The 22,096-nt window shown below is 74.2% G+C and carries 9 protein-coding genes; all 9 read left to right on the forward strand.

The features are described from left to right. Positions 1 to 134: 134 nt before the first annotated feature. The 9 genes from IE258_RS19975 to IE258_RS20015 all read left to right on the forward strand — a co-directional run bounded on the left by IE258_RS19975 (position 135) and on the right by IE258_RS20015 (position 22,038). Positions 135 to 6,905 carry a non-ribosomal peptide synthetase gene (locus IE258_RS19975; RefSeq protein ID WP_189745342.1) on the forward strand — a complete coding sequence of 2,257 codons (6,771 nt, stop codon included), beginning with the start codon at positions 135 to 137 and terminating at the stop codon, positions 6,903 to 6,905. After that, entirely contained in the window at positions 6,902 to 12,475 is a 5,574-nt protein-coding gene (locus IE258_RS19980; RefSeq protein ID WP_189745344.1) for a non-ribosomal peptide synthetase, read from the forward strand. The genes IE258_RS19975 and IE258_RS19980 overlap by 4 nt, the downstream gene beginning before the upstream one ends. Beyond that, positions 12,472 to 13,623 (forward strand): saccharopine dehydrogenase NADP-binding domain-containing protein, encoded by a 1,152-nt coding sequence (locus IE258_RS19985; RefSeq protein WP_189745346.1) that lies wholly within the window; start codon positions 12,472 to 12,474, stop codon positions 13,621 to 13,623. Before IE258_RS19980 ends, IE258_RS19985 begins: the two co-directional genes overlap by 4 nt. After that, on the forward strand, positions 13,620 to 15,581 hold the full coding sequence (locus IE258_RS19990) for a Gfo/Idh/MocA family oxidoreductase (protein WP_189745348.1): 1,962 nt from the start codon (positions 13,620 to 13,622) through the stop codon (positions 15,579 to 15,581). Before IE258_RS19985 ends, IE258_RS19990 begins: the two co-directional genes overlap by 4 nt. A 9-nt stretch (positions 15,582 to 15,590) precedes the next feature. Further along, positions 15,591 to 16,826, forward strand: coding sequence for a cytochrome P450 (locus IE258_RS19995; protein WP_189745350.1), 1,236 nt, complete (start codon positions 15,591 to 15,593; stop codon positions 16,824 to 16,826). Then, positions 16,823 to 17,656, forward strand: coding sequence for a thioesterase II family protein (locus IE258_RS20000; protein ID WP_189745352.1), 834 nt, complete (start codon positions 16,823 to 16,825; stop codon positions 17,654 to 17,656). Before IE258_RS19995 ends, IE258_RS20000 begins: the two co-directional genes overlap by 4 nt. 73 nt (positions 17,657 to 17,729) lie before the next feature. Beyond that, positions 17,730 to 18,458, forward strand: a complete 729-nt coding sequence (locus IE258_RS20005) for a class I SAM-dependent methyltransferase (RefSeq protein WP_189745355.1) — start codon at positions 17,730 to 17,732, stop codon at positions 18,456 to 18,458. Continuing rightward, positions 18,455 to 20,275, forward strand: a complete 1,821-nt coding sequence (locus tag IE258_RS20010; protein ID WP_189745357.1) for an ABC transporter ATP-binding protein — start codon at positions 18,455 to 18,457, stop codon at positions 20,273 to 20,275. Before IE258_RS20005 ends, IE258_RS20010 begins: the two co-directional genes overlap by 4 nt. Further along, the gene (locus tag IE258_RS20015) at positions 20,272 to 22,038 is read left to right on the forward strand and encodes an ABC transporter ATP-binding protein (RefSeq protein ID WP_189745359.1); all 1,767 of its coding nucleotides are present in this window, start codon (positions 20,272 to 20,274) and stop codon (positions 22,036 to 22,038) included. The genes IE258_RS20010 and IE258_RS20015 overlap by 4 nt, the downstream gene beginning before the upstream one ends. The last annotated feature ends 58 nt before the right edge of the window (positions 22,039 to 22,096 follow it).

Below are 22,096 nucleotides of genomic sequence, written 5' to 3' on the forward strand. Positions count from 1 at the left end.
ATCATTTCAATCTAGCGGGGGTTCCGCCCTGCGCCGTGGCGGCTCCCGGCGCCGGCCGCGAGCGCATCGGCGACGTGCCGACTGCGGCGTACTCCGCCGCGGCCCCCACCCCATCCGACCGGAAGGCAGCACCAGTGAGCGATGAAGCAGTCGTCCAGGCGCGGACAGCGGAGGGAGACGTCGGCAGTCCTGACCGACACGCGCCCGCCGCGGTGCGTGAAGCCGTGGCACGCGCGCTGGAGATCGCACCGGAGGAGTTGGACGACGACCGTGACCTCTTCGAACTCGGCCTCGACTCACTGGTGCTGATGTCCCTGGTCGGTGGCTGGCGGCGCCAGGGCATCGAGGTCACCTTCCAGGACCTCACGAACAGCCCGACCCTGCGGGACTGGACGACCCTGCTCACGCGTGCGCGGGACGGCGAAGCAGCAGCCGGCGCCCCGCGAACGCCGCCCACGCCGTCCGTGCCGCACGTCGCGACCGGCGCGGAGCCGGACTCCTTCCCGCTGGCCACGATGCAGCACGCCTACTGGATCGGACGCCAGGACGGACAGCCCCTCGGTGGCGTCGCCGCGCACTTCTACGTCGAACTCGACGGTCACGACGTCGATCCGGCCCGCCTCGACACCGCCCTGCGGGCGCTCGTGCTGCGGCACGGCATGCTGAGGGCCGTCTTCGACGAGGACGGCGGTCAGCGCCTCGGTGCCGCAGGTGAACCGCTCACCGTCCACGACCTGCGGGAACTCACCCCCGCCGAGGCCGAGTCGGAGCTGTCGCGGCTGCGTGAGCGCAACACCCACGCCCACCCGGACGTCAGCGCCGGTGACGTCTTCCGCGCCGGGCTGTGCCTGCTGCCCGAAGGCAGGACCCGGCTGCAGATCGACCTGGACATGATGGCCGGCGACGCGCTGAGCCTGCGGGTCCTCCTGGCCGACCTGCGCCGCTTCTACGAGTGTCCCGACGACCCGCCGCGCGAACTCGCCCTGGACTACCGGCGCTACCTCGCCGAGCACGCCGTCCGCAGACGTGCGGAGCGCGAGCGGGCCGCCGCCTGGTGGCGCGAGCGCCTGCCGGAACTGCCGCGGGCCCCACGGCTGCCGACGACCGTCGACCCCCTGACCCCGGTCGGCGCGCACGACGGGGCACTGACCCACTCCCGCCGCCTGCACCACTGGCTCGGCCCCGCCGACAAGGCCGTGCTCGTCGGCGCCGCCCGTCGGCACGGCCTGACTCCCGCCGCGGCCCTGGCCACCGCATTCGCCGAGGTGATCGCCGCCTGGAGCGACAGCCGCCGCTTCCTCCTCAACCTGCCCCTGTTCGACCGCGAGCTGTCCGTCCCCGACGCCGCCCAGATGGTGGGCGACTTCAGCAGCTCGGTCCTGCTCGACGCGGACATGAGCGCTCCGCTTCCCTTCTCCCGGCAGGCCCGTGGCCTCCAGGAACGACTGCAGGAGGGCATCTCCCACGGTGCCTACGGCGGTGTCGAGGTACTGCGCGACCTCGCCCGCGCCGAGGGAGCCCCGGTGCTGGCTCCCGTCGTGTACACCAGCGCCATCGGACTGGGGGAGATCTTCGAACAGGACGTCCAGAAGTCCTTCGGCCGGCCCTCCTGGATCATCTCCCAGGGCCCGCAGGTCTACCTGGACGCCCAGGTCACGGAACTCGACGGCGGCCTCCTGCTCAACTGGGACGTCCGTGACGGCGTGCTCGAAGCCAAAGTGCCCGACGCCGCGTTCGACGCCTACCGCCGCCTCGTCACCCGCCTGGTCACGGACCCCGGTGCCTGGGACCGGCCGGTGGACGGCCTGCTCGCCCCCGACGTCCTGCCCCGGCGCGCGGTGGCCGCCCTGCCTCCGACGCCCGTCGCGGACCGCGCCCTGCACACCCGCTTCTTCCGGCTCGCCGAGACCGCACCCGACCGCACCGCGGTGATCCGCACCACGGGCGACACGCTCACCTACGGCGAACTCGCCCACCGGGCACGGCAGATCGCCGCGCTGCTGGGCGACCACGGCATAGGGGAGGGCGACACCGTCGCCGTGACCCTGCCCAAGGGCGCCGACCAGATCACCGCCGTCCTCGGCATCCTGGCCGCGGGCGCGGCCTACGCCCCGGTCGGCGTGGAACAGCCCGCCGTGCGCCGGCGCCGCATCCACTCCGTGGCCGGTGCGGCCGCCGTACTCACCGACCGCGACCACGCCCACCTCTGCGCGACGGCATCCGAGGCCCCCGTGCTGCTTCTGGAGGACGCGTCGGGAATCCGGCCCGCGCCGGTCGCCCGGCCGGACCCGGCCCTGCCCGCCTACGTGCTGTTCACGTCCGGCTCGACGGGGCTGCCCAAGGGCGTCGAGGTGTCCCACCGGGCGGTCGTCAACACCGTCGAGGCGATGGCGGAGCAGCTCGGGCTCGGCCCGGCGGACCGCACGCTCGCGATCTCCGCGCTGGACTTCGACCTCGCCACCTGGGACATCTTCACCCCACTGTCCCTCGGCGGCCAGGTGGTCGCCGTGGGGCAGGAGCACCGCCGCGACGCCCACCACTGGGCGCGGCTGGTGCGCACGCACGCGGTGACGCTGGTGCAGTGCGTGCCCGCGCTGCTGGACCTGCTGATGGCCGCCGGCGAGGACGAGGGCCTCGGGGACTCCCTGCGCATGGTGCTGCTCGGCGGTGACTGGGTCGGGCTCGACCAGCCCCGCAGGCTCCGGGCCCTCGTCCCCGGGTGCCGCTTCGTGGCGCTCGGCGGCATGACGGAGGCCGCCGTCCACTCCACGGTGTTCGAGGTGGAGGAGACCGACCCCGCCTGGAGGTCCGTCCCCTACGGCGTCCCGCTGCGCAACATGCGGGCCCGCGTCGTGGACGACCGGGGACGCGACTGCCCCGACCTCGTCCCCGGCGAGCTGTGGATCGGCGGCCCCGGCGTGGCCAACGGCTACCGCGGGGACGCCGAACGCACGGCGGACCGCTTCGTCGACCACGACGGTGAGCGCTGGTACCGCAGCGGAGACCTGGCCCGCTACCGGCCCGACGGCCTGCTGGAGTTCCTCGGCCGCGCCGACCACCAGGTGAAGATCGGCGGCCACCGCATCGAACTGGGCGAGGTCGAGTCCGCGCTGGAGGACGACCCCGCCGTCCTGCACGCGGTCGCCTGCGTGCTCGACGCACCGGTGCGCCGCCTCGCCGCGGCCGTGTCCGCCGCCCCCGGCGCTGCTCCCGACCCGGACCGGGTCCGGCCGCGGGCGGCACAGCGACTCCCCGCCCACATGGTCCCCGAGCGTGTCCTCGTCCTGCGCGACCTGCCGCTGACCGCCAACGGCAAGCTCGACCGGGCCGCCGTCCACCGGGCGCTGACCGAGGCCGCGGGCCAGGAGGGCGCCCGCACGTCGGCACCGACCGGTCCGGTGGAGACGGCCGTGGCGGCCGCGTGGGCCGACCTGCTCGGCGTGGCCGAAGTGGGCCGCGAGAGCAGCTTCTTCCTGCTCGGCGGCGACTCGCTCGTCGCGACCCGCATGATCGGACGGCTGCGCGCCGCGGGCTTCCCCGGCGCCCGCGTGGCCGACCTCTTCGCCCGCCCCGTCCTCCGGCGCTTCTGCGAGACGCTGCGGCCCGCCACGGCCGTCGCCGACGAGACGTCAGCGGCCTCCGCGCCCCTCCTCGTACCCGATCCGGAGCACGCGCACGAGCCGTTCCCGCTGACCGACGTCCAAGCCGCCTACCACACCGGCCGCGACCCCAGGTTCACCCTGGGCGGCGTAGGCACCTGGCACTACACCGAGTTCGACGGCACCGACGTCGACCTGGACCGGCTGGAGCGCGCCTGGAACACCCTCGTGCGACGGCACGGCATGCTCCGCGCGGTCGTCGAGGACGGGCACCAGCGTGTGCTGCCCGAGGTACCGCCGGTGCGCCTACCGGTGGAGGACGCCCGCACCGGCGGCGCGGCCGAGGCCCTGGCAGGTCTGCGGGCCCGTCTGTCCCAGCAGGTCCGCGACCCCGCCCGGTGGCCGCTCTTCGCCGTCGAGGCGGTGCGCTACCACGCGGACGAGGACACCGACGGGAAGGACGCCGAGGAACGGACCCGGATCGGCATCGGCCTGGACTACCTCGTCCTCGACGCGCTTTCCATCACCACGCTCTATGCCGAACTGAACGCCCTCTACGCCGACCCCCAACACCAACTGCCGCCCGTGGGCGTGTCGTTCCGCGACTACCTGACCCGTCTCCCGGCGGACCCGGAGTCCACCGCGCGGGCCCGCGCCCACTGGCGGGCCCGGCTGCCGGAACTGCCGCCCCCGCCCGCCCTGCCCCTCGACCGGGACCCGGCGACGCTCGACGTGCCCGTCTTCACCCGGCGCAGGCTGAGCCTGCCGGCCGGGGACTGGCAGGCCGTCAAGCGGGACGCGGCACGGCACGGCCTGACCCCGTCCACCGTCCTGCTCGCCCTGTACGGGGAGGTCCTGGCGGCCTGGAGCGGGTCCGACGCCGTGACCGTCACCCTCACCCTCTTCAACCGGCGTGACGTACACCCCCACATCCACCGCGTGCTGGGCGACTTCACCTCCCTGTCCCTCGCCGGCTACCGGCGCGAGGGAGCCGACTGGCCGGCGGCGGCAGCCGCGCTGCAACGACGGCAGGCCGAGGACCTCGACCACGCAGACGTGCCGATCGACTGGCTGCTGCGGGAGTTCGGCCGGCGCACGGGCACGGTGGACGCCGCCGCACCCGTGGTGTTCACCAGCGCCATCGGCGTCGGCGACGCGACGCTGGCCGGAGGGGGCACCGGGTTGCCCGCGAAGGTCCACGGCATCTCCCAGTCCCCGCAGGTCTGCCTGGACAACCAGGTCACCGAGGAGTCCGGGAACCTGGTCGTCACCTGGGACGCCGTCGAGGAACTCTTCGCCGAGGGCGTGCTGGACGCGATGTTCCGCGCGTACGAGCGGCTGCTGCGGCACCTCGTGGCCGGTGACTGGCAGACCCCGCTGCCCGACCTGGTGCCCGCCTCCCACCACGAACGCAGGGCCGCCGCGGCCCGCGAGGCCGCCCTGGAACCGGTGGCGCCGCGACCGCTGCACCAGATGTTCTTCGCTCACGCCACGGCCGCCCCCGACCGCACCGCCCTCGTCACCACGGCGGGGGAGGAGGTGACCTACGGCACCCTCGCCGCGCAGGCGCTGCGCATCGCCGCCGCGCTCGGTGACGCGGGCACGCGGCCGGGCGACCTGGTCGCGGTCACCCTCCCCAAGGGCCCGGAACAGATCGCAGCCGTCCTCGGCGTCCTCGCGGCCGGCGCCGCCTACGTCCCCCTGAGTCTCGAGCAGCCCGCCGTACGGCTGGAGCGGGTGCACGCCACGGCCGGCTTCGACGTCGTCCTGGGAAGCTGGCCCGCGCCGGAGGGCACCGGCCCCCGCACCCTCTCCTTCGCGGACACACAGGGCGGCGAGCCGCCGACCACACCGGTCGAGACGACTCCCGAGTCGCTCGCCTACGTGATCTTCACATCGGGCTCCACGGGCGAACCCAAGGGCGTCGAGATCACCCACGCCGCGGCCTGGAACACGATCGCGGACATCAACGCCCGACACCGGGTGTCCGGCGACGACCGCGTCTTCGCCCTGTCGGCACTGGACTTCGACCTCTCCGTGTACGACGTCTTCGGCCTGCTCGCCGCGGGCGGCTCCCTCCTGCTGCCCACCGAGGACCAGCGCCGCGAACCGGCCCGCTGGCCGCGCCTGCTGGAACGCTACGGCGTCACCCTGTGGAACACCGTCCCGGCCCTGCTCGACCTGCTGCTCGACGCCGACGAACAGGACGTCCGGGAAGGCGGCTCCGGGCGGGCAGGCAGCGACAGGAGAGAGCAGCGGAGGCTCGCGGGGCTGCGGACCGCGCTGGTCTCCGGCGACTGGATCGGCCTCGATCTGCCCGCCCGGCTGCGGGCCAGGACCGCGCGGCCCTGCGTCTTCGTCGCGATGGGCGGCGCCACCGAGGCCGCCATCTGGTCCAACACCCTGACCGTCGACGAGCCCGACCCCCGGTGGGTCTCCATTCCCTACGGGCGCCCCCTGACCGGGCAGCGGTACCGCGTCGTCGACCGGGACGGCCGGGACTGCCCCGACTGGGTGCCCGGCGAACTGTGGATCGGCGGTGCCGGACTGGCCCGCGGCTACCTGGCCGACCCGGCACGGACCGCCGAGAAGTTCGTCGAGCGGGACGGCCGGCGCTGGTACCGGACCGGAGACCTGGGCCGGTTCCGCGGCGACGGACTGCTGGAGTTCCTCGGCCGGCTCGACGGCCAGCTGAAGATCGCCGGCCACCGCATCGAGGCGGGCGAGGTCGAAACAGCCCTGGAGGCGCATCCGGCCGTCGCCCGGGCCGCCGTCGTGGCCGTGGGGGAGCGCACCGCCCGGCGTCTGGTCGCGTTCGCCGTCCCGCACGAGCCGCCGCCCGCCGAGGGCACCGAGCCGGTCGAGGACCCCGGACTCACCGAGGACCTCTTCGGCCTGCTGGCCGAGCGGGTACCCGTCTACGCCGTACCGTCCCGCATCCTGTTCCTGCCCGCTCTGCCACTGACCGGCAACGGCAAGGTCGACCGGGCCGCACTGACCGGTCTCGCCGGACCGGAGCCGCTGCCGGCCACGGCCGAGCCGCCACGGGGCGAGACCGAGACCGCCCTGGCCGCGCTCTGGCACGAGTACCTGCCCGCCACCGCGCCGGACCGAGACGCCAACTTCTTCACCGCGGGCGGCGACAGCCTCACCGCGCTGCGCCTGCTCACCGCGATCGAGCGCCGCTTCGGGGTCACCGTGCCCGCCCGCCGCTTCTTCGCCGCACCGACCGTCGCCGCGCTCGCCGCGGACATCACCCGCACACACGCGGCCCACGGGACCGCCTACGAGACCGGAGAGCTGTGAACATCGCTGAACTGCTGGCCCGATACGCCGACGACGGCGTGACGCTGTGGGCCCAGGACGGACAACTGCGCTTCCGGGCCCCGCAGGGCAGGCTCACCGACACGCACCGAGCCGAACTGCGCACGCACAAGGAAGCCATCCTGCGCCACCTGGAGGCGGCGCAGCCCGCGCTGCGGGCCGACCCCGACAACCGTCACGAACCGTTCCCGCTCACGGACATCCAGGCCGCCTACCTCATCGGCCGCACCGACGCCTACGCCTACGGGGGCGTCGGCTGCCACGCCTACGTGGAGCTGGAATACCCCGACCTGGACGTGGACCGCGTGACATCCGTGTGGCGGGAGCTGGTCCAGCGGCACGACATGCTCCGCGCCGTCGTCCACCACGACGGCTACCAGCGGATCCTGCCCGACGTACCCGCGCCGACGGTCGGCACCGACGACCTGACCGCGCTGGAGGCCCCCACCGCCGACGCCCGGGTCGCGCGCACCCGGGCCCGGCTGTCCACCCGCGAGACACCCACCGACCAGTGGCCCCTCTTCGAGGTGCACGTGACCCGGACCGCCGAACGGGCCGTGCTCCACCTCGCCTTCGACATGCTCGTCGTCGACCACGCGAGCCTGCGCCTGCTGCTCGCCGAGTTCCGGCGCGCCTACGACGGCACCGCCCTCTCCGACGCCCCGCGCATCACCTTCCGCGACTATGTCCTGGCCCGCCGCGCCCTGGCCGGCACCGACGGCCACGCCCGCGACCGCGGGTACTGGACCGAACGCCTCGACACCCTGCCGCCCGCCCCCGAACTGCCCCTCGCCGAAGCCTGGGAGGCCGCCGTGACGGCCCCGGACGAAGGCGGCCGCATCCCTGCCCCCGACGACCCGGCGACCTTCCGACGGCTGGAGGTCCTGCTGCCCGCGGCCGACCGGGACCGGCTCACCGAACGGGCCGCACGGCGCGGGCTCACCGTGTCGGCAGCCCTGCTCACCGCCTACGCCGAGACCGTCGGCGCCTGGTCGCGGACCAGCCGCTTCACCCTCAACGTGCCCACCGTCGACCGGCCCGCCCTGCACGACGACATCGACCGCCTCGTAGGCGACTTCACCTCGCTCGAACTCCTCGCCGTCGACCTCGGTGCCCCGGCCGGTTTCGCCGAGCGGACCGGGGCCGTGGCGGAACAGCTCCTCGAAGACCTGGCACACCCGCTGTTCACCGGCTCGGAGGTGCTCGCCGAACTCTCCCGCAGGGCCGGCGCCCCGGTCCTCATGCCGGTCGTCTTCACCAGCGCCCTGGGCTCCGGCGCCACCGCCGAGGGCGTGCCCCCCGAGGTGACGTACGCCGTGACCGGGACGCCCCAGGTGTGGCTCGACTGCCAGGTCATGCACCGCGGCGACGCGCTGAGCCTGTCCTGGGACGTCCGGGACGGCGCGCTCGCCCACGGCGTGGCAGACGCCATGTTCGAGGCGTACACCGCACTCGTACGGTCGCTGTCGGCCGCGGGAGCGGCCGGTGAGGACGCCTGGGACGCACCGGTCCGCATCACCCTGCCCGCGGCGCAGGCGGCGCGCCGAGATGCTGTCAACGCCACCGAGGGCCCGCTGCCGGACGCCCTGCTCCACGAACCCGTGCTCGCCCGGGCGCGCACCACACCGGACGCCGTCGCGGTCCGCACCCCCGAACGGGCCCTCTCCTACCGGCAGCTGGTGGCCCGCGCGACCGGTGTCGCACAGACGCTGACGGCGGCCGGACTGCGCCCCGGGGAACCCGTGGCCATCTGGACGGACAAGGGCTGGGAACAGGTCGTCGCCGTCCTCGGCACCCTCATGGCGGGCGGCGCCTACCTGCCCGTCGACACCGCCCAGCCGCCCGCCCGCCGCGACACGATCATCGCGGACGCGGGCGTCCGCACCGTCCTCACCCAGTCCTGGCTGGCCGAGCTCGAAGACCTCCCGGCAACGGTGTCCGCCGTCGCCGTGGACCGCGTCGAGGAAACCGCCGCGGACGGTACGGCGGTCACCGCCCGCCGGGATCCGGACGACCTCGCCTACGTCATCTACACCTCAGGTTCCACCGGCACGCCCAAGGGCGTGATGATCAGCCACCGGGCCGCCCTCAACACCGTCGAGGACGTCAACCGCCGCTACTCCGTGACGGCGGACGACCGCGTCCTCGGCATCGCGGGGCTCGGCTTCGACCTGTCCGTCTACGACCTGTTCGGACCGCTCGCCGTCGGCGCCACCCTCGTCCTGCCCCGGGCCGACCGGCGCGGCGACCCCTCCCACTGGGCCGAACTGGTCCGCGACTACGGCGTCACCGTGTGGAACTCCGTGCCGGGCCAGCTCCACATGCTGTGCGACTGGCTCCGCTCCGAGCCCCCCACCGACGACGGCGCCCTGCGACTCGCGCTGATATCGGGCGACTGGATACCGGTCGCGCTGCCCGACCAGGCCCGTGCGCTCCTGCCGGGCCTGGAGATCATCTCCCTCGGCGGAGCCACCGAGGGCTCCATCTGGTCCATCGCCCACCCGATCGGCGAGGTGGACACCGCCCGACCGAGCATCCCCTACGGCACACCCCTGACCAACCAGACCTTCGCCGTGCTCGACCGGAACCTGCGACCGCGCCCCGAATGGGTGCCCGGCGAGCTGTACATCGGCGGCGCAGGAGTGGCCCTCGGCTACTTCGGCGACGCCGAACGCACGGCGGAGCGGTTCCTCACCGACCCCGCCACCGGAGAACGGCTCTACCGCACGGGCGACCTCGGCCGGTACCTGCCCGACGGAACCATCGAGTTCCTGGGCCGGGAGGACGCCCAGATCAAGCTCCGCGGCTACCGGGTCGAACTCGCCGAGGTGGAGGCCGCCGTGCAGGCCCACCCGGCCGTCGCGGCCGGCGCCGTGGTCGTCGACGACTCGGCGGCAGGAGGGCGACGCCTGGCCGCCTTCGTGGAGACGGCACGCAAGGACGGCGCACCGGAACACGGCGCGGGCGGAACGGCAGGCCGGGACGGCCGCGGGCCCGCCGCGGCGAGCCGCGAACAGGCCCGCGCCGCGGCGGCCGACGCCGTGCGCGAAGCCTCCGCGGCCGTCGACGCGGGACGGCTCACGGACTTCCTGGCCGCGCTCGACGACGTGGCCCTCGCCGAGATGACCCGGGTCCTGACCGCCACCGGGGTGTTCGACGGGGGAGCGGTACGCACGGCGGAGGAAGTGGGCACGGCCTTGCGGGCCACGCCCAGGCACCGGCACATCGTGCGCCGCTGGCTGCGGGCGCTCGCCGCCCGGGACCGGCTCACCCACCGCGACACCGACGACACCTACAGCGGCCTCGTGCCCGTCTCCGCGCCCGAGGCGGAGCGCGCCCGACGGCTGGCCGCCGAGCTGGAGCACGAGATCGGCTGGAGCACCGAACTGCTCGCCGTCATGCGCACCTGCGCCGAGCGGCTGTCCGAGCTGGTCTCCGGGGAGGTGGGTATCCGCGACCTGCTCTTCCCCGGCGCCGCGACGGACGCCGCGGACGCCGCCTACCGGGACAACCTCGCCATCCGGCACCTCAACCGGGCGGTGGTCGCCGCGCTGCGCGAGATCGCCGCGAACCACACCGGTGAGGAGCGGCTGCGCGTGCTGGAGGTCGGCGGCGGCGTCGGCGGCACCACCGGCGAACTGGTGCCCGTCCTCGCCGAGTACGGCGTCGACTACCTGTTCACGGACCCCTCGGCGTTCTTCCTGAACGAAGCCCGCGAGCGCTTCGCCGACCACACGTGGGTGGGCTACCAGCGCTTCGACGTCGACGAGGACCCGCGGGCCCAGCAGCTGGTGCCCAACACCTTCGACGTCGTGGTCTGCGCCAACACGCTGCACGCCGCCGCCGACGCGGACGCCGCCGTGGGCAGGCTCCGGGAACTGCTGGTGCCGGGCGGGCAGCTCGTGTTCGTGGAGAACACCCGCGACGAGAACCTCCCACTGCTCGTCTCCATGGAGTTCCTGGAGGTCACCGGGCGCGCCTGGACCGATGTACGCGAGCACACCGGGCAGTCCTTCCTCACCCACACCCAGTGGCGCGAACTCCTCGACGGACACGGGGCGTCCGAGGTCGTCTCGCTCCCCGACGCCCGGGACGCCCTGGCAGCCACCGGGCAGGAGGTGTTCCTCGCCACGATGAAGGACGACCGCCACCACGTTCCGGTGGGAGAGCTGGCCCGTACGGCGGCCACCCGACTCCCGGAGTACATGCTCCCCACCGTGTGGCAGGTCGTCGACACCCTGCCCCGCACGGCCAACGGCAAGACCGACCGCGCACGCCTGAAGTCCTGGCTGCCCCGGGAGAGCGCACCGGTCGTCGTGGCCGAGCAGCCGAAGGACGAGCTGGAGAGCGCCCTGGCCGGCCTGTGGACCGAACTCCTCGCGGTCGACGGCGTCACCCGCAACGACGACTTCTTCGACCTCGGCGGCGACTCGCTCCTGGTCGCCCGAATGGTGGGACGGCTGCGCGAACGCGTCCCGCAGGCGGCGGACCTGGAGTGGGAGGTCGTCCTGCGCCACATGCTGCGCCGCCCCACGGTCGCGGGCCTCGCGGGGTTCCTGCGCGGCATCGCCGGCGCGCAGGACGCGCCCGCGCCCGGGACCGTACGCACGGACCCGGTGATCCACCTGCACGGCTCCCGCTCGCAGGACGAGCCGACCACCGTGCTGGTGCACGCCGGAACCGCGACGATCATGCCGTACCGGGCGCTGATCACCGAGATCAGGCGTCGCTCGCCGGGCCTCGCCGAAGTCGTCGGCGTGGAGGTGCCCGACCTGGGCGCCTTCCTCGACGCACCGCCCGACGGACTGATCGAGCAGATGGCGGCCGACTACGCACGAGCCCTGACGGCTGACGGCCGCGGCCGCTTCCACGTCGTCGGCTACTGCCTGGGCGGCCTGATCGCCACGGAGGTGGCCCGCAACCTCGCCGAGTCCGGGGCCGAGGTGGAGAGCCTCACCGTCATCAGCAGCCACAGCCCTCGCTTCCGCCTCGACGACGAACTCCTCGCCGAGTACTCCTTCGCCGTCATGATGGGCATCGACCCGGCCGAACTCGGCTTCCCGGACGACCAGTACCGGGTGGCCGCGGCCGCCGACGCCGTCCTGGCCGCCAGCCCGGGTGTCCTGCCGGACGGCGGACTCGCCGCGCTGCCCCGGGAGTTCGAGGATGTCGCGAGCTGCTTCCGGCGACTCGCCGACGTCCCCCGGGCCACCCGCATCGCCCGCATGTGCGAGGCCGTGCCGGCGTCGGCCGGTACCTACGAACCCGACCACATGACACGGCTCTTCCTCGCCTTCCGCCAGAGCGTCTTCGCCATCACCCGCTACGACGCCGAGCCCTACGCGGGCGACATCACCTTCCTGCGCCACGACGGTGCCTACCCCTTCCCCGGCAGCAAGGACGCCGTCACCACCTACTGGGAGGAACTGACCCTTGGGGACCTGGACATCGTCGACATCGGCGGAGACCACTACAGCTGCCTGTCCGTCGAACACGCGCCCGGGATCCTCAAGACCCTCGGCGAACTGACCCAGGGAGCGATCACCCGATGACCAAGCCCGTGATCGGAGTCCTCGGCGCATCCGGGGCGGTCGGCCGGGCCGCCGTACGGGAACTGCGCGCGCTCGGGCACACCGGACTGCGCCTGGGCGGCCGGACCGCGTCGGCCCTGCGCGCGGTCGCCCAGGAGGACCCCACCGGCCACGACGAGACGGTGTGGGCGGACGCCACCGCACCGGACGGTCTGCGGGCCCTCACCGAGGGCTGCGACATCGTCCTCAACTGCGCGGGCCCCACCTACCGGCTGCGTGCCACGGTCGCCTTGGCCGCACTCGCCGCCGGGGCGGACTGCGTCGACGTCGCCGGGGACGACCCGGCCGCCGAGGACCTCCTGGAGGCGGGCGACCCGGCCCGCCACGGCCGTACGGTCGTCCTGTCGGCCGGAGCCCTGCCGGGCCTGTCCAGCCTCCTGCCCCGCTGGCTGGCCGGGCAGGGGCTGGACAGCGTCTCCGCGCTGACCGCGCACTGCGGCGGCCTGGAGACCTGCTCGCCGACCGTGGCGCACGACCTCATGCTCTCCCTCACCTCCGGAGGAGCGGACGGCGCGGCCTACGGCGAGGCCCTCGCCGCCGTCCGCGGCGGCCGGCGCGTCCCGCGCGCCCTGCGCACCGCCGAGGACACCGAACACCACGCCTTCCCCGGCCGGGTGGCGCTCCAGCCCTACCTCAGCGGGGAGAGCGAACGCCTCGCCACCGTCCTCGGCCTCGACAGGCTCGACTGGTACAACGTCCACCCCGGCCCCGCCGTACGCGCCCTGCTCAACGTGCTGCCGGGCCGCCTCGCCGCCGGGGACGACCCGGCGGAGCTGGCGGACCGGCTGTTCCTCGCCGCCGACCTCGACCTGGCCGGGCGGGAGCCCTACTACGTCATGGACTTCGAGCTGTCGGGCACCGCGTCCGGACGGCCGGCCACGGCGGGACTGACCCTGCGCGCGGCCAGCAGCTACCGGCTCACCGCGGCCGTCGGAGCGCTCGCGGTGGACGCCGTACTGCGGGAACGGGTGCCCGCGGGAGTGCACTTCGCCCGCGACGTGCTGGACCCCGGCACCGTGGTGCGCCACCTGCGCGACCGCGGCGCCGCGGACCTCCGGCCCACCGGTGCGGCGGCCGGCGCCGACCACGTGGAAGAGGGCGTGCTGTGACCGACACCTCCGCCCCCTTCCGGGTGCTGGTCTGCGGCACCAACTTCGGCCGCTTCTACGCCGAGGCCGCACACCGCCGCCCCGGATACGCGCCGGCCGGCATCCTGAGCCGGGGTTCGGCCGCCTCCCGGGCGTACGCGGAGCGCCTCGGCGTCCCCCACTACACCGACACCGACGACCTCCCGGCCGACATCGACGCCGCCTGCGTGGCGGTGAGTTCCGCCATCTCGGGCGGCGGGGGCACCGAGCTGGCCAGGGCGCTCATGGACCGGGGCATCCACGTCCTCCAGGAACACCCCGTCCACCTCACCGAGTTGACCGAAAACCTCACCCACGCACGCCGCCGGGGCGTGCAGTACCGCCTCAACACCCACTACCCGCACGTCGCCCCGGTCCGCGGCTTCATCGACGCCGCCCGCCGGCTCGTCGCACAACAGCGACCGCTCTTCGTGGACGCCGCCACCCCGATCCACCTGATGCACCCCCTGGTGGACATCCTCGGCCGCGCGATGGGCACCCTGCGCCCCTGGCGCTTCGCGGACCCCGCGCCGCTGCCCGCCGCTGTCGGACCGCAGCCGTTCCGCTCCCTGCACGGCATGCTGGCGGGCGTCCCCCTCACCCTGCGCGTGCACCATCAGCTCGACCCGTCCGACCGGGACAACCACGCCCTGCACTGGCACCGGATCTCGCTCGGCACGGAGGGCGGAGTGCTCACCCTGGCCGACACCCACGGCCCCGTGCTGTGGAGCCCCCGGCTGCACGTCGGACGTGACACCGACCGGCGCTTCGTCCTCGACGGACCCGGCACCGGCCGCCTGGGCCTGGGCACCACCGCCGTCGTCGGCACCACGGGCACCTTCCGGACCGTCTTCACCGACCTGTGGCCGGAAGCGGTCGGCAGCGCTCTCGACGGGCTCCGCGAGGCCGTCGAGCAGGGCGGCGACGCCCTGCGCACGGGCCAGTACGACCTGGCCGTGTGCCGCATCTGGACCGACCTCGCCGCACGGCTCGGACCACCCGAGATCGTCCGTCCGGCCACCCCGCGGCCCCTCGCGCTCAGCGACGTCTTCCCCGCTCCGGAGCAGGCTCGCGCCGACACGGCCCGCGTCGACACGGCAAGCACCGACGCGCACCGCTCCGACGACACGGACCGCACCCGCGGCCCGGGTAGTGCCTCGCCCTACACCCCGTCGGCCGAGTTCTTCGACCTCGTCGCCGCCGAGCACACCGCGACCGCGAGCGCGCCCGCCGTCGCCGCGCTGCTCGCCGACGCCGACCTGAGCACCGGACCGGTGGTCGACATCGGCGCCGGTACCGGCCTGGTGACCGAGGCCGTCGCCCGTGCCCGGCCGGACGCCGAGATCCTCGCCTGCGAACCTGCGGTCGGCATGCGCGCCGTGCTCACCAGCAGGGTGTTCAGCGACCCGGACCTGCGCTCCCGCGTCACCGTCACCGCCGACGCCGCGCCCGACCTGGACCTCCCGGAACGGGTCAGCGTCGTCCTGCTGTGCGGCGTCCTCGGCCACCTCGACGCCGCCGGCCGGGCCCGGCTGTGGCGGCGACTGAACCGACGGCTGGCCCCCGGTGGGCTCGTGGTCGTCGAACTCATGCAGTTCGAGGAGCCGTTGACCCTCCCCGACACCAGGCTCGCCACCGCCACCGCCGGACGGCACCGCTACGAGTGGTCGTTCGGCGCAGCGCCCGACGAGACGGAGGACGGCGTGATGCGCCTGCACTCCACCTGGCGCGTCTACCGAGAGGACGCCACCGAGGCGGAGCGCGAGGTGCACGACTCCTACCGGTGGGAGCCCTTCGGGCTGAAGGACGTGGTCGCCGAATCCGGGATGACCGCCCGCACCCTGCCCACCCGCCCCGGAGCACCCCCGCTGGCCGTACTCACCCGCGCACCGGACGCACCGGACACCCCTGCCCCCGCCACCACTCCCACCCACGGCTGAGGAACACCGATGACATCCCCCGAATCCCCGACGGCGTCCGACACCCCGGGCACCGTCCCGCCCCGCGACTTCCCGATCCGGCGCGGCTGCCCCTTCGCCGCGCCCGCCGAGTACGCCGCGCTGCGCACCGACGACCCGGTCGCCCGCGTCACCCTGCCGACCCGGCGGGAGGCATGGGTGGTGACCCGCTACGACGACGTGCGGGAACTGCTCTCAGACCCGCGCGCCAGCGCCGACATCCGCCGCCCGGACTTCCCCGCTCTCGGCGAGGGCGAGCAGGAGGCCGGGGCCAGGTTCCGCCCCTTCATCCGCACCGACGCCCCCGAGCACACCCGCTACCGGCGCATGCTGCTGCCGGCGTTCACCGTGCGCCGGGTCCGCGCGATGCGGCCCGCCGTACAGGCGCGGGTGGACGAGATCCTGGACGGCATGCTGGACGCCGGCGGCCCGGTGGACTTCGTCACCGCCTACGCCAACGCCGTCTCCACGTCGGTGATCTGCGAACTGCTCGGCATCCCGCGGCACGACCTGGAGTTCTTCCGGGACGTCACGAGGATCTCCGGCTCCCGCAACAGCACCGCCGAGCAGGTCTCCGAAGCCCTCGGCGGCCTCTTCGGCCTGCTCGCCGGGCTGGTCGCCGAGCGCCGGGAGGAACCCCGCGACGACCTGATCTCGAAGCTCGTCACCGACCACCTGGTCCCCGGCAACGTGACCACGGACCAGCTGCTGTCCACCCTCGGCATCACCATCAACGCCGGCCGCGAGACCACCACCAGCATGATCGCCCTGAGCACCCTGCTGCTCCTGGACCGGCCCGAGCTGCTGGCGGAACTGCGCAAGGACCCCGCCTTGATGCCCGCGGCCGTCGACGAACTCCTGCGCGTCCTGTCCGTCGCCGACTCCATTCCGCTGCGCGTCGCCGCCGAGGACATCGAGCTGTCGGGCCGTACCGTCCCCGCCGACGACGGCGTCATAGCGCTCCTCGCCGGTGCCAACCACGACCCCGAGCAGTTCGACGATCCCGAGCGGGTCGACTTCCACCGCACGGACAACCATCACGTGGCCTTCGGCTACGGAGTGCACCAGTGCATCGGTCAGCACCTGGCGCGGCTGGAGCTGGAGGTCGCGCTGGAAACGCTGGTCCGCCGCGTCCCCACGCTGCGCCTCGCGGGGGAGCGGGACCGGGTCGTCGTCAAGCACGACTCGGCCACCTTCGGCCTCGAAGAGCTGATGGTGACCTGGTGACCGCCGCCTTCCCGCCGAACTTCTCCGCCCGCGCCGCACGGACCGACAGCCCCTGGATCAGGCGCTGGAACGAGGGTTCCGCAGCCCGGCTCACGCTGCTCTGCCTGCCGCACGCCGGTGGCAGCGCGGGCTTCTACCGGCCCTGGGCGGCGCTGATGCCGGCCGAGGTGGAACTCGTCGGCATCCAGTACCCGGGCCGCGAGGACCGCTTCGACGACCCGGTGAGCGCGGACATGGGCGAGCTGGTGACCGCGCTGGCGGACGCCGTCCTGCCGCTGCTCGACCGGCCGTACGCCCTCTTCGGGCACAGCATGGGCTCCGCCGTGGCCTGGGAACTGGCCCACGAACTGGACCGCCGGGGCGTCCCCGGCCCGCGTCGCCTCTTCGCGTCGGGCCGGGCCGCACCCGGCACGGCGGTGACCGGGCAGCTCCACCGCCAGGACGACGACGTCCTGTGCGCGGAACTGGCCCGGCTCGGCGGCACCAGCCGTGAGGTCCTCGACGACCCGGGGCTGCGCTCCCTCGTCCTCACCGCCGTCCGCCACGACTACCGGATCATCGAGACCCACCGGCCCCGGGCGCGGCCGCCGCTGTCCTGCCCGATCCACGTGCTGACCGGCGACACCGACCCGGAACTCGGCGAGGAACGCAGCCGCGACCGGGCCGGCGGCTGGGCGGGCCTGACCACCGCCCGCACCGAGGTCCGGGTCTTCTCCGGGGACCACTTCTACCTCACCCCGCGACGCCGGGAGGTGGTCGCCACCGTCCTGCGCAGGCTCGACCCCTCGCTGACCACGGACGGCCGGCGCACCTGGCCGAGCACCCCGTGAGCGCCCGCCGTCCGGCCACCCCCGACCCGTCCGTCCCACCCACCCCTTCGGCAGCACCCGCCAGGAGACCGTCGTGATCGACTACTACTCGACCTCGGCCGAGTTCTACGAACTGGTCGCCACCCGGCACACCGCCAGCAGCGGCCCCCCGCTCACCCGCGTCCTCACGGGTCTGGACGTCTCGCACGGCCCGGTCCTGGAGATCGGCGCGGGCACCGGACGCGTGACCGAGGTGATCGCCGCCGCACTCCCCGAGGCGGAGATCATCGCCGCCGAACCGTCGGCCACCATGCGGGCCATGCTCACCTCCCGGGTCGCCCGCGACCCGGACCTGCGGCGCCGGGTGACGGTGGCCGACGGCGCCGCCCAGGACCTCGTGCTGCCCGAACGGCTCAGTGCCGTCGTCATCTTCGGCGTGGCCGGTCATCTGACCGTCCCCGAGCGCGTGGCGCTGTGGAAGCGGCTCGCGGCCCGGCTGCCGGAGGGGGCGCCCATCGTGGTGGAACTGATGGGCGTCTCCTCGCCCCGCGTCATCCCTCCGGTGATGTCCCTGCGGGAGACCATCGGCCGCCAGACCTACGAGTGGTGGATCGGCGGCGAACCCACCGAGGGAGACGCCATGCGGTTCACCACGACCTGGAAGGTGCTGCGCGACGGCCGCACCGTGCGCGAGGTCGCCGACAGCTACGACTGGCACACCTTCGACGTCGCCCGCCTGGCCCGCGAGGCGGGCATGACCAGCCGCCGGATCACCGAGGCGGGCGGCCGGCCCATCCCCGAAATCGGAGTACTCGTCAAGTGAAGTCACAACCGTCCGAGACCGGCCGGGACCCGGTGTCCCGGACCCCGGCAGCCCCCGGCGCGGGCACCGGGGCACGTCCGCGCCCCCTGCGTGAGCTGACCGGGCCCGTCCGCGGCCGACTGGCCGTCGCCGTCGGCCTCCAGAGCGTCGCGGCCCTCGCCGGGGTGGTGCCGTTCATCGCCGTCTCCGAGATCGCCGACCGACTCACCGCGGACGCACCCGCCGACGGTGACACCCTGTGGCCGCTGGTCGCGCTGGCCTGCGCGGCGGGGCTCCTCGCCCTGGCGTGCGGCACGGCGGCCGGCGCCCTGGCCCACCTCGCCGACAACGACCTCCAGCTCGCCCTGCGCCGCCGGCTCGCCCGGCACATCGGGCGGCTGCCGCTCGGCCGGCTCACCGAGCGGGGGACCGGCGAGGTGAAGCAGGCGGTGCAGGACGACGTGAGCGCGCTGCACACGCTGTTCGCCCACACCCTGCTCGACATCGTCGCCGTGCTCACCGCACCGCTCCTGGCCCTGGCCTACCTGTTCACCGTCGACCTGCGCCTGGGCCTGGTCAGCGTCGTGCCGTTGCTGCTCGGCGTGTACCTGTTCAGCCGGGCCATGGCGGGCGCGGCGGCACAGATGGCCGAGTTCGGAGCCGCGGTGGGGCGGATCTCCGCCGCCGCCGTGGAATTCGCCTCCGGCATCGCCGTCTTCAAGAGCTTCGGGCGCGGCCGCAAGGCGCACGAGCGGTTCGTCGACGCCACCGAGGGCTTCGCCGACTTCTTCTCCCGCTGGGTCCGCACCACCCTGGTCAGTTCCACCGCCGCCGTGCTGGTGGTCGCCCCGGCCGTGGTCCTGCTGCTCCTGACCGTGCTGGGCACCGTGTTCGTGACCCAGGGCTGGCTGACCGGCGCCGAACTCGTCCCCTTCCTCCTCCTGGGCCCCGCCGTGGCCGCCCCCATGGGCGTCGTCGGCCCGCGCATCCAGCAGATCCGGGCCGGTCAGGCCGCCGCCGTCCGCATCACCGAGCTGCTGCACGCCCCGACCCTCCCCGAGCCCGCCACCCCCGTCCTGCCCGACGGCCACCACGTCCGCCTGCGCGGGGTGTCCTTCTCCTACGACGGGCGGACCGACGTCCTGCACGACGTCGACCTCGACCTCGCGCCCGGCACGGTCACCGCGCTGGTCGGACCCTCCGGCTCGGGCAAGTCGACCCTGGCGTCGCTGCTGCCCCGCTTCCACGACGTCACCGCCGGCACGGTGACCCTCGGCGGCGCCGACCTGCGCGACATCCCCGCGACCGAGCTGTACCGCCGGGTCGGCTTCGTCCTCCAGGACGTACGGCTGCTGCGGGCGAGCGTCGGAGACAACATCCGCCTGGGCCGCCCCGAGGCCACCGACGAGGAGGTCGAGCGGTGCGCCCGCGCCGCCCGCATCCACGACCGGATCACGGCCCTGCCCGACGGCTACGCGACCGAACTCGGCACGGCCGTCACCCTGTCCGGCGGCGAGGCACAGCGCCTCTCCATCGCGCGGGCCCTGCTCGCCGACGCCCCGGTGCTCGTCCTCGACGAGGCGACCGCGTACGCCGATCCGCACTCCGAGGCACTGATCCAGGACGCGCTGTCCGCGCTCGCGGCGGGTCGCACCCTGCTCGTCATCGCCCACCGCCTGTCGACCGTCCGCTCCGCCGACCGGATCGTGGTGCTGGAGGACGGGCGCGTCACCGAACAGGGCCGCCACGACGACCTGCTGGCCGCCGGCGGCCGCTACGCCACGCTGTGGAACGCCCAGCGGAGCGCGGACGACATCCGAGAAGGAAGTGCACGATGATCCGTCAGCTCTACGGTGTCCTCGGGCCGGAGGGCTCCCGCCCGCTGAACCGGCTGCTCGTCCTCCAGTGCGGCGCGGCCGTCCTGCAAGGCGTGGCCTTCGCCCTCCTGGTGCCCGTACTGCGGGCCCTGCTCGGCCCCCGTCCCGACGACGTGTGGCCCTGGCTGACGGCGTTCGCCGCCTGTGCGCTCGCACACGCCCTCCTCCAGGGCGCTGCCATCGCCGGCGGGTTCACGGTCGGGTCCCGGCTCTCCCGGGTGCTGCACCGCCGTATGGCGGACCAGGCCCTGCGCCTGCCCCTGGGCTGGTTCACCACAGGACGCACCGCCGAGTTCAGCAGGCTGGCCGGACAGAACGTCATCCAGGTGATGAGCACACCGGCCCACTTGCTGCGCCCCTTCATCAGCTCCCTGCTCACCCCGGCGACCCTGGTGATCGCCACCTTCTTCTTCGACGTCCGCACCGCCCTGGTGCTGCTGGTCTGCGCGCCCGTCCTGTTCGCCGTCCAGGCGGGGAGCAGCGCCGTCATGCGCCGGCTCGACCTCGGCCGTGACGCCGCGATCGCCGAGTCCGCCGACCGGGTCCTCGAGTACGCACGCAACCAGCCGGTACTGAGGGCCTTCGGCCGGACCGCCGAAGGCCATGGGGCGCTGGACGACGCCCTGGTGGCCGAGGCGCGCGCGGACCGCCGGCTCATCGCGCGCGGGCTGCCCGGACTGGTCTCCTTCTCCTTCGCCACCCGGCTCGTGTTCGCCCTGCTGCTCGCCCTCGGGGTGTCCTGGCAGCTCGACGGCTCGCTCACGGTGCCCACCCTGCTGTCGCTCCTCGTGCTGCTGGTCCGCCTGATCGACAGTGTGTCGTCCGCCGCCGAGGCCGGCGCCGGGATGCGCATCGCCCGCAACACCCTGGAACGCCTCGGCGCGGTCCTCGACGAACCGCCGTTCCCCCAGCCCGCCGAGCCGAAGACGCCGCGCGACGGGAGCGTGGAGTTCACCGGGGTCGGCTTCCGATACACCGAGGGCGGTGGCGATCCGGTGGACGCTGCGGCCGCACGCCCGGTCCTGAACGACGTGACCTTCCGCCTGCCCGAGCGCAGCATGACGGCGCTGGTCGGCCCGTCCGGCGCGGGCAAGACCACGGTCGCCGCTCTGCTCGCCCGCTTCCGGGACACCACCGAGGGCACCGTCCGCATCGGCGGCGTCGACGTGCGCGAGATCGCCGCCGACGACCTGACCGCCCATGTCTCCCTCGTCTTCCAGGACGTCTACCTCTTCGACGGCACGATCGAGGAGAACGTCCGGATCGCCGCCCCCGACGCGGACGCCGGAGCACTGGCCGAGGCCGCGGCGCTCTCCGGCCTCGACCGCGTGATCGAGGAGCTGCCGGACGGCTGGGCCACGAAGGTGGGGGAGGGCGGCGCACGTCTCTCCGGCGGTCAGCGCCAGCGCGTGTCCATCGCCCGTGCGCTCCTCAAGGACGCCCCGATCCTCGTCCTCGACGAGGCCACCGCCGCCCTCGACCAGGAGAACGAGGCGTTGTTCGCAACTGCCGTCCGGGCCCTGGCGGACCGCAAGACCCTCCTGGTCGTCGCGCACCGGCTGAGCACCGTCGTGCGCGCCGACCAGATCCTCGTCCTGGAGGACGGCCGGATCACCGAACGGGGCACGCACGACGACCTGGTGGCGGCGGGCGGCACGTACGCCTCCTTCTGGGAACGGCGTGCGCGGGCCCACGGGTGGCGGCTGGCGGCGGCACCGTCATGACGGCTCATCCGAAACCCACGACCACCTCCGACCGAACGGCAGAAGGAAGGCACGACAC

The sequence above is a fragment of the Streptomyces tendae genome, from assembly GCF_014650435.1.
GTDB classification, from domain to species: domain Bacteria; phylum Actinomycetota; class Actinomycetes; order Streptomycetales; family Streptomycetaceae; genus Streptomyces; species Streptomyces tendae.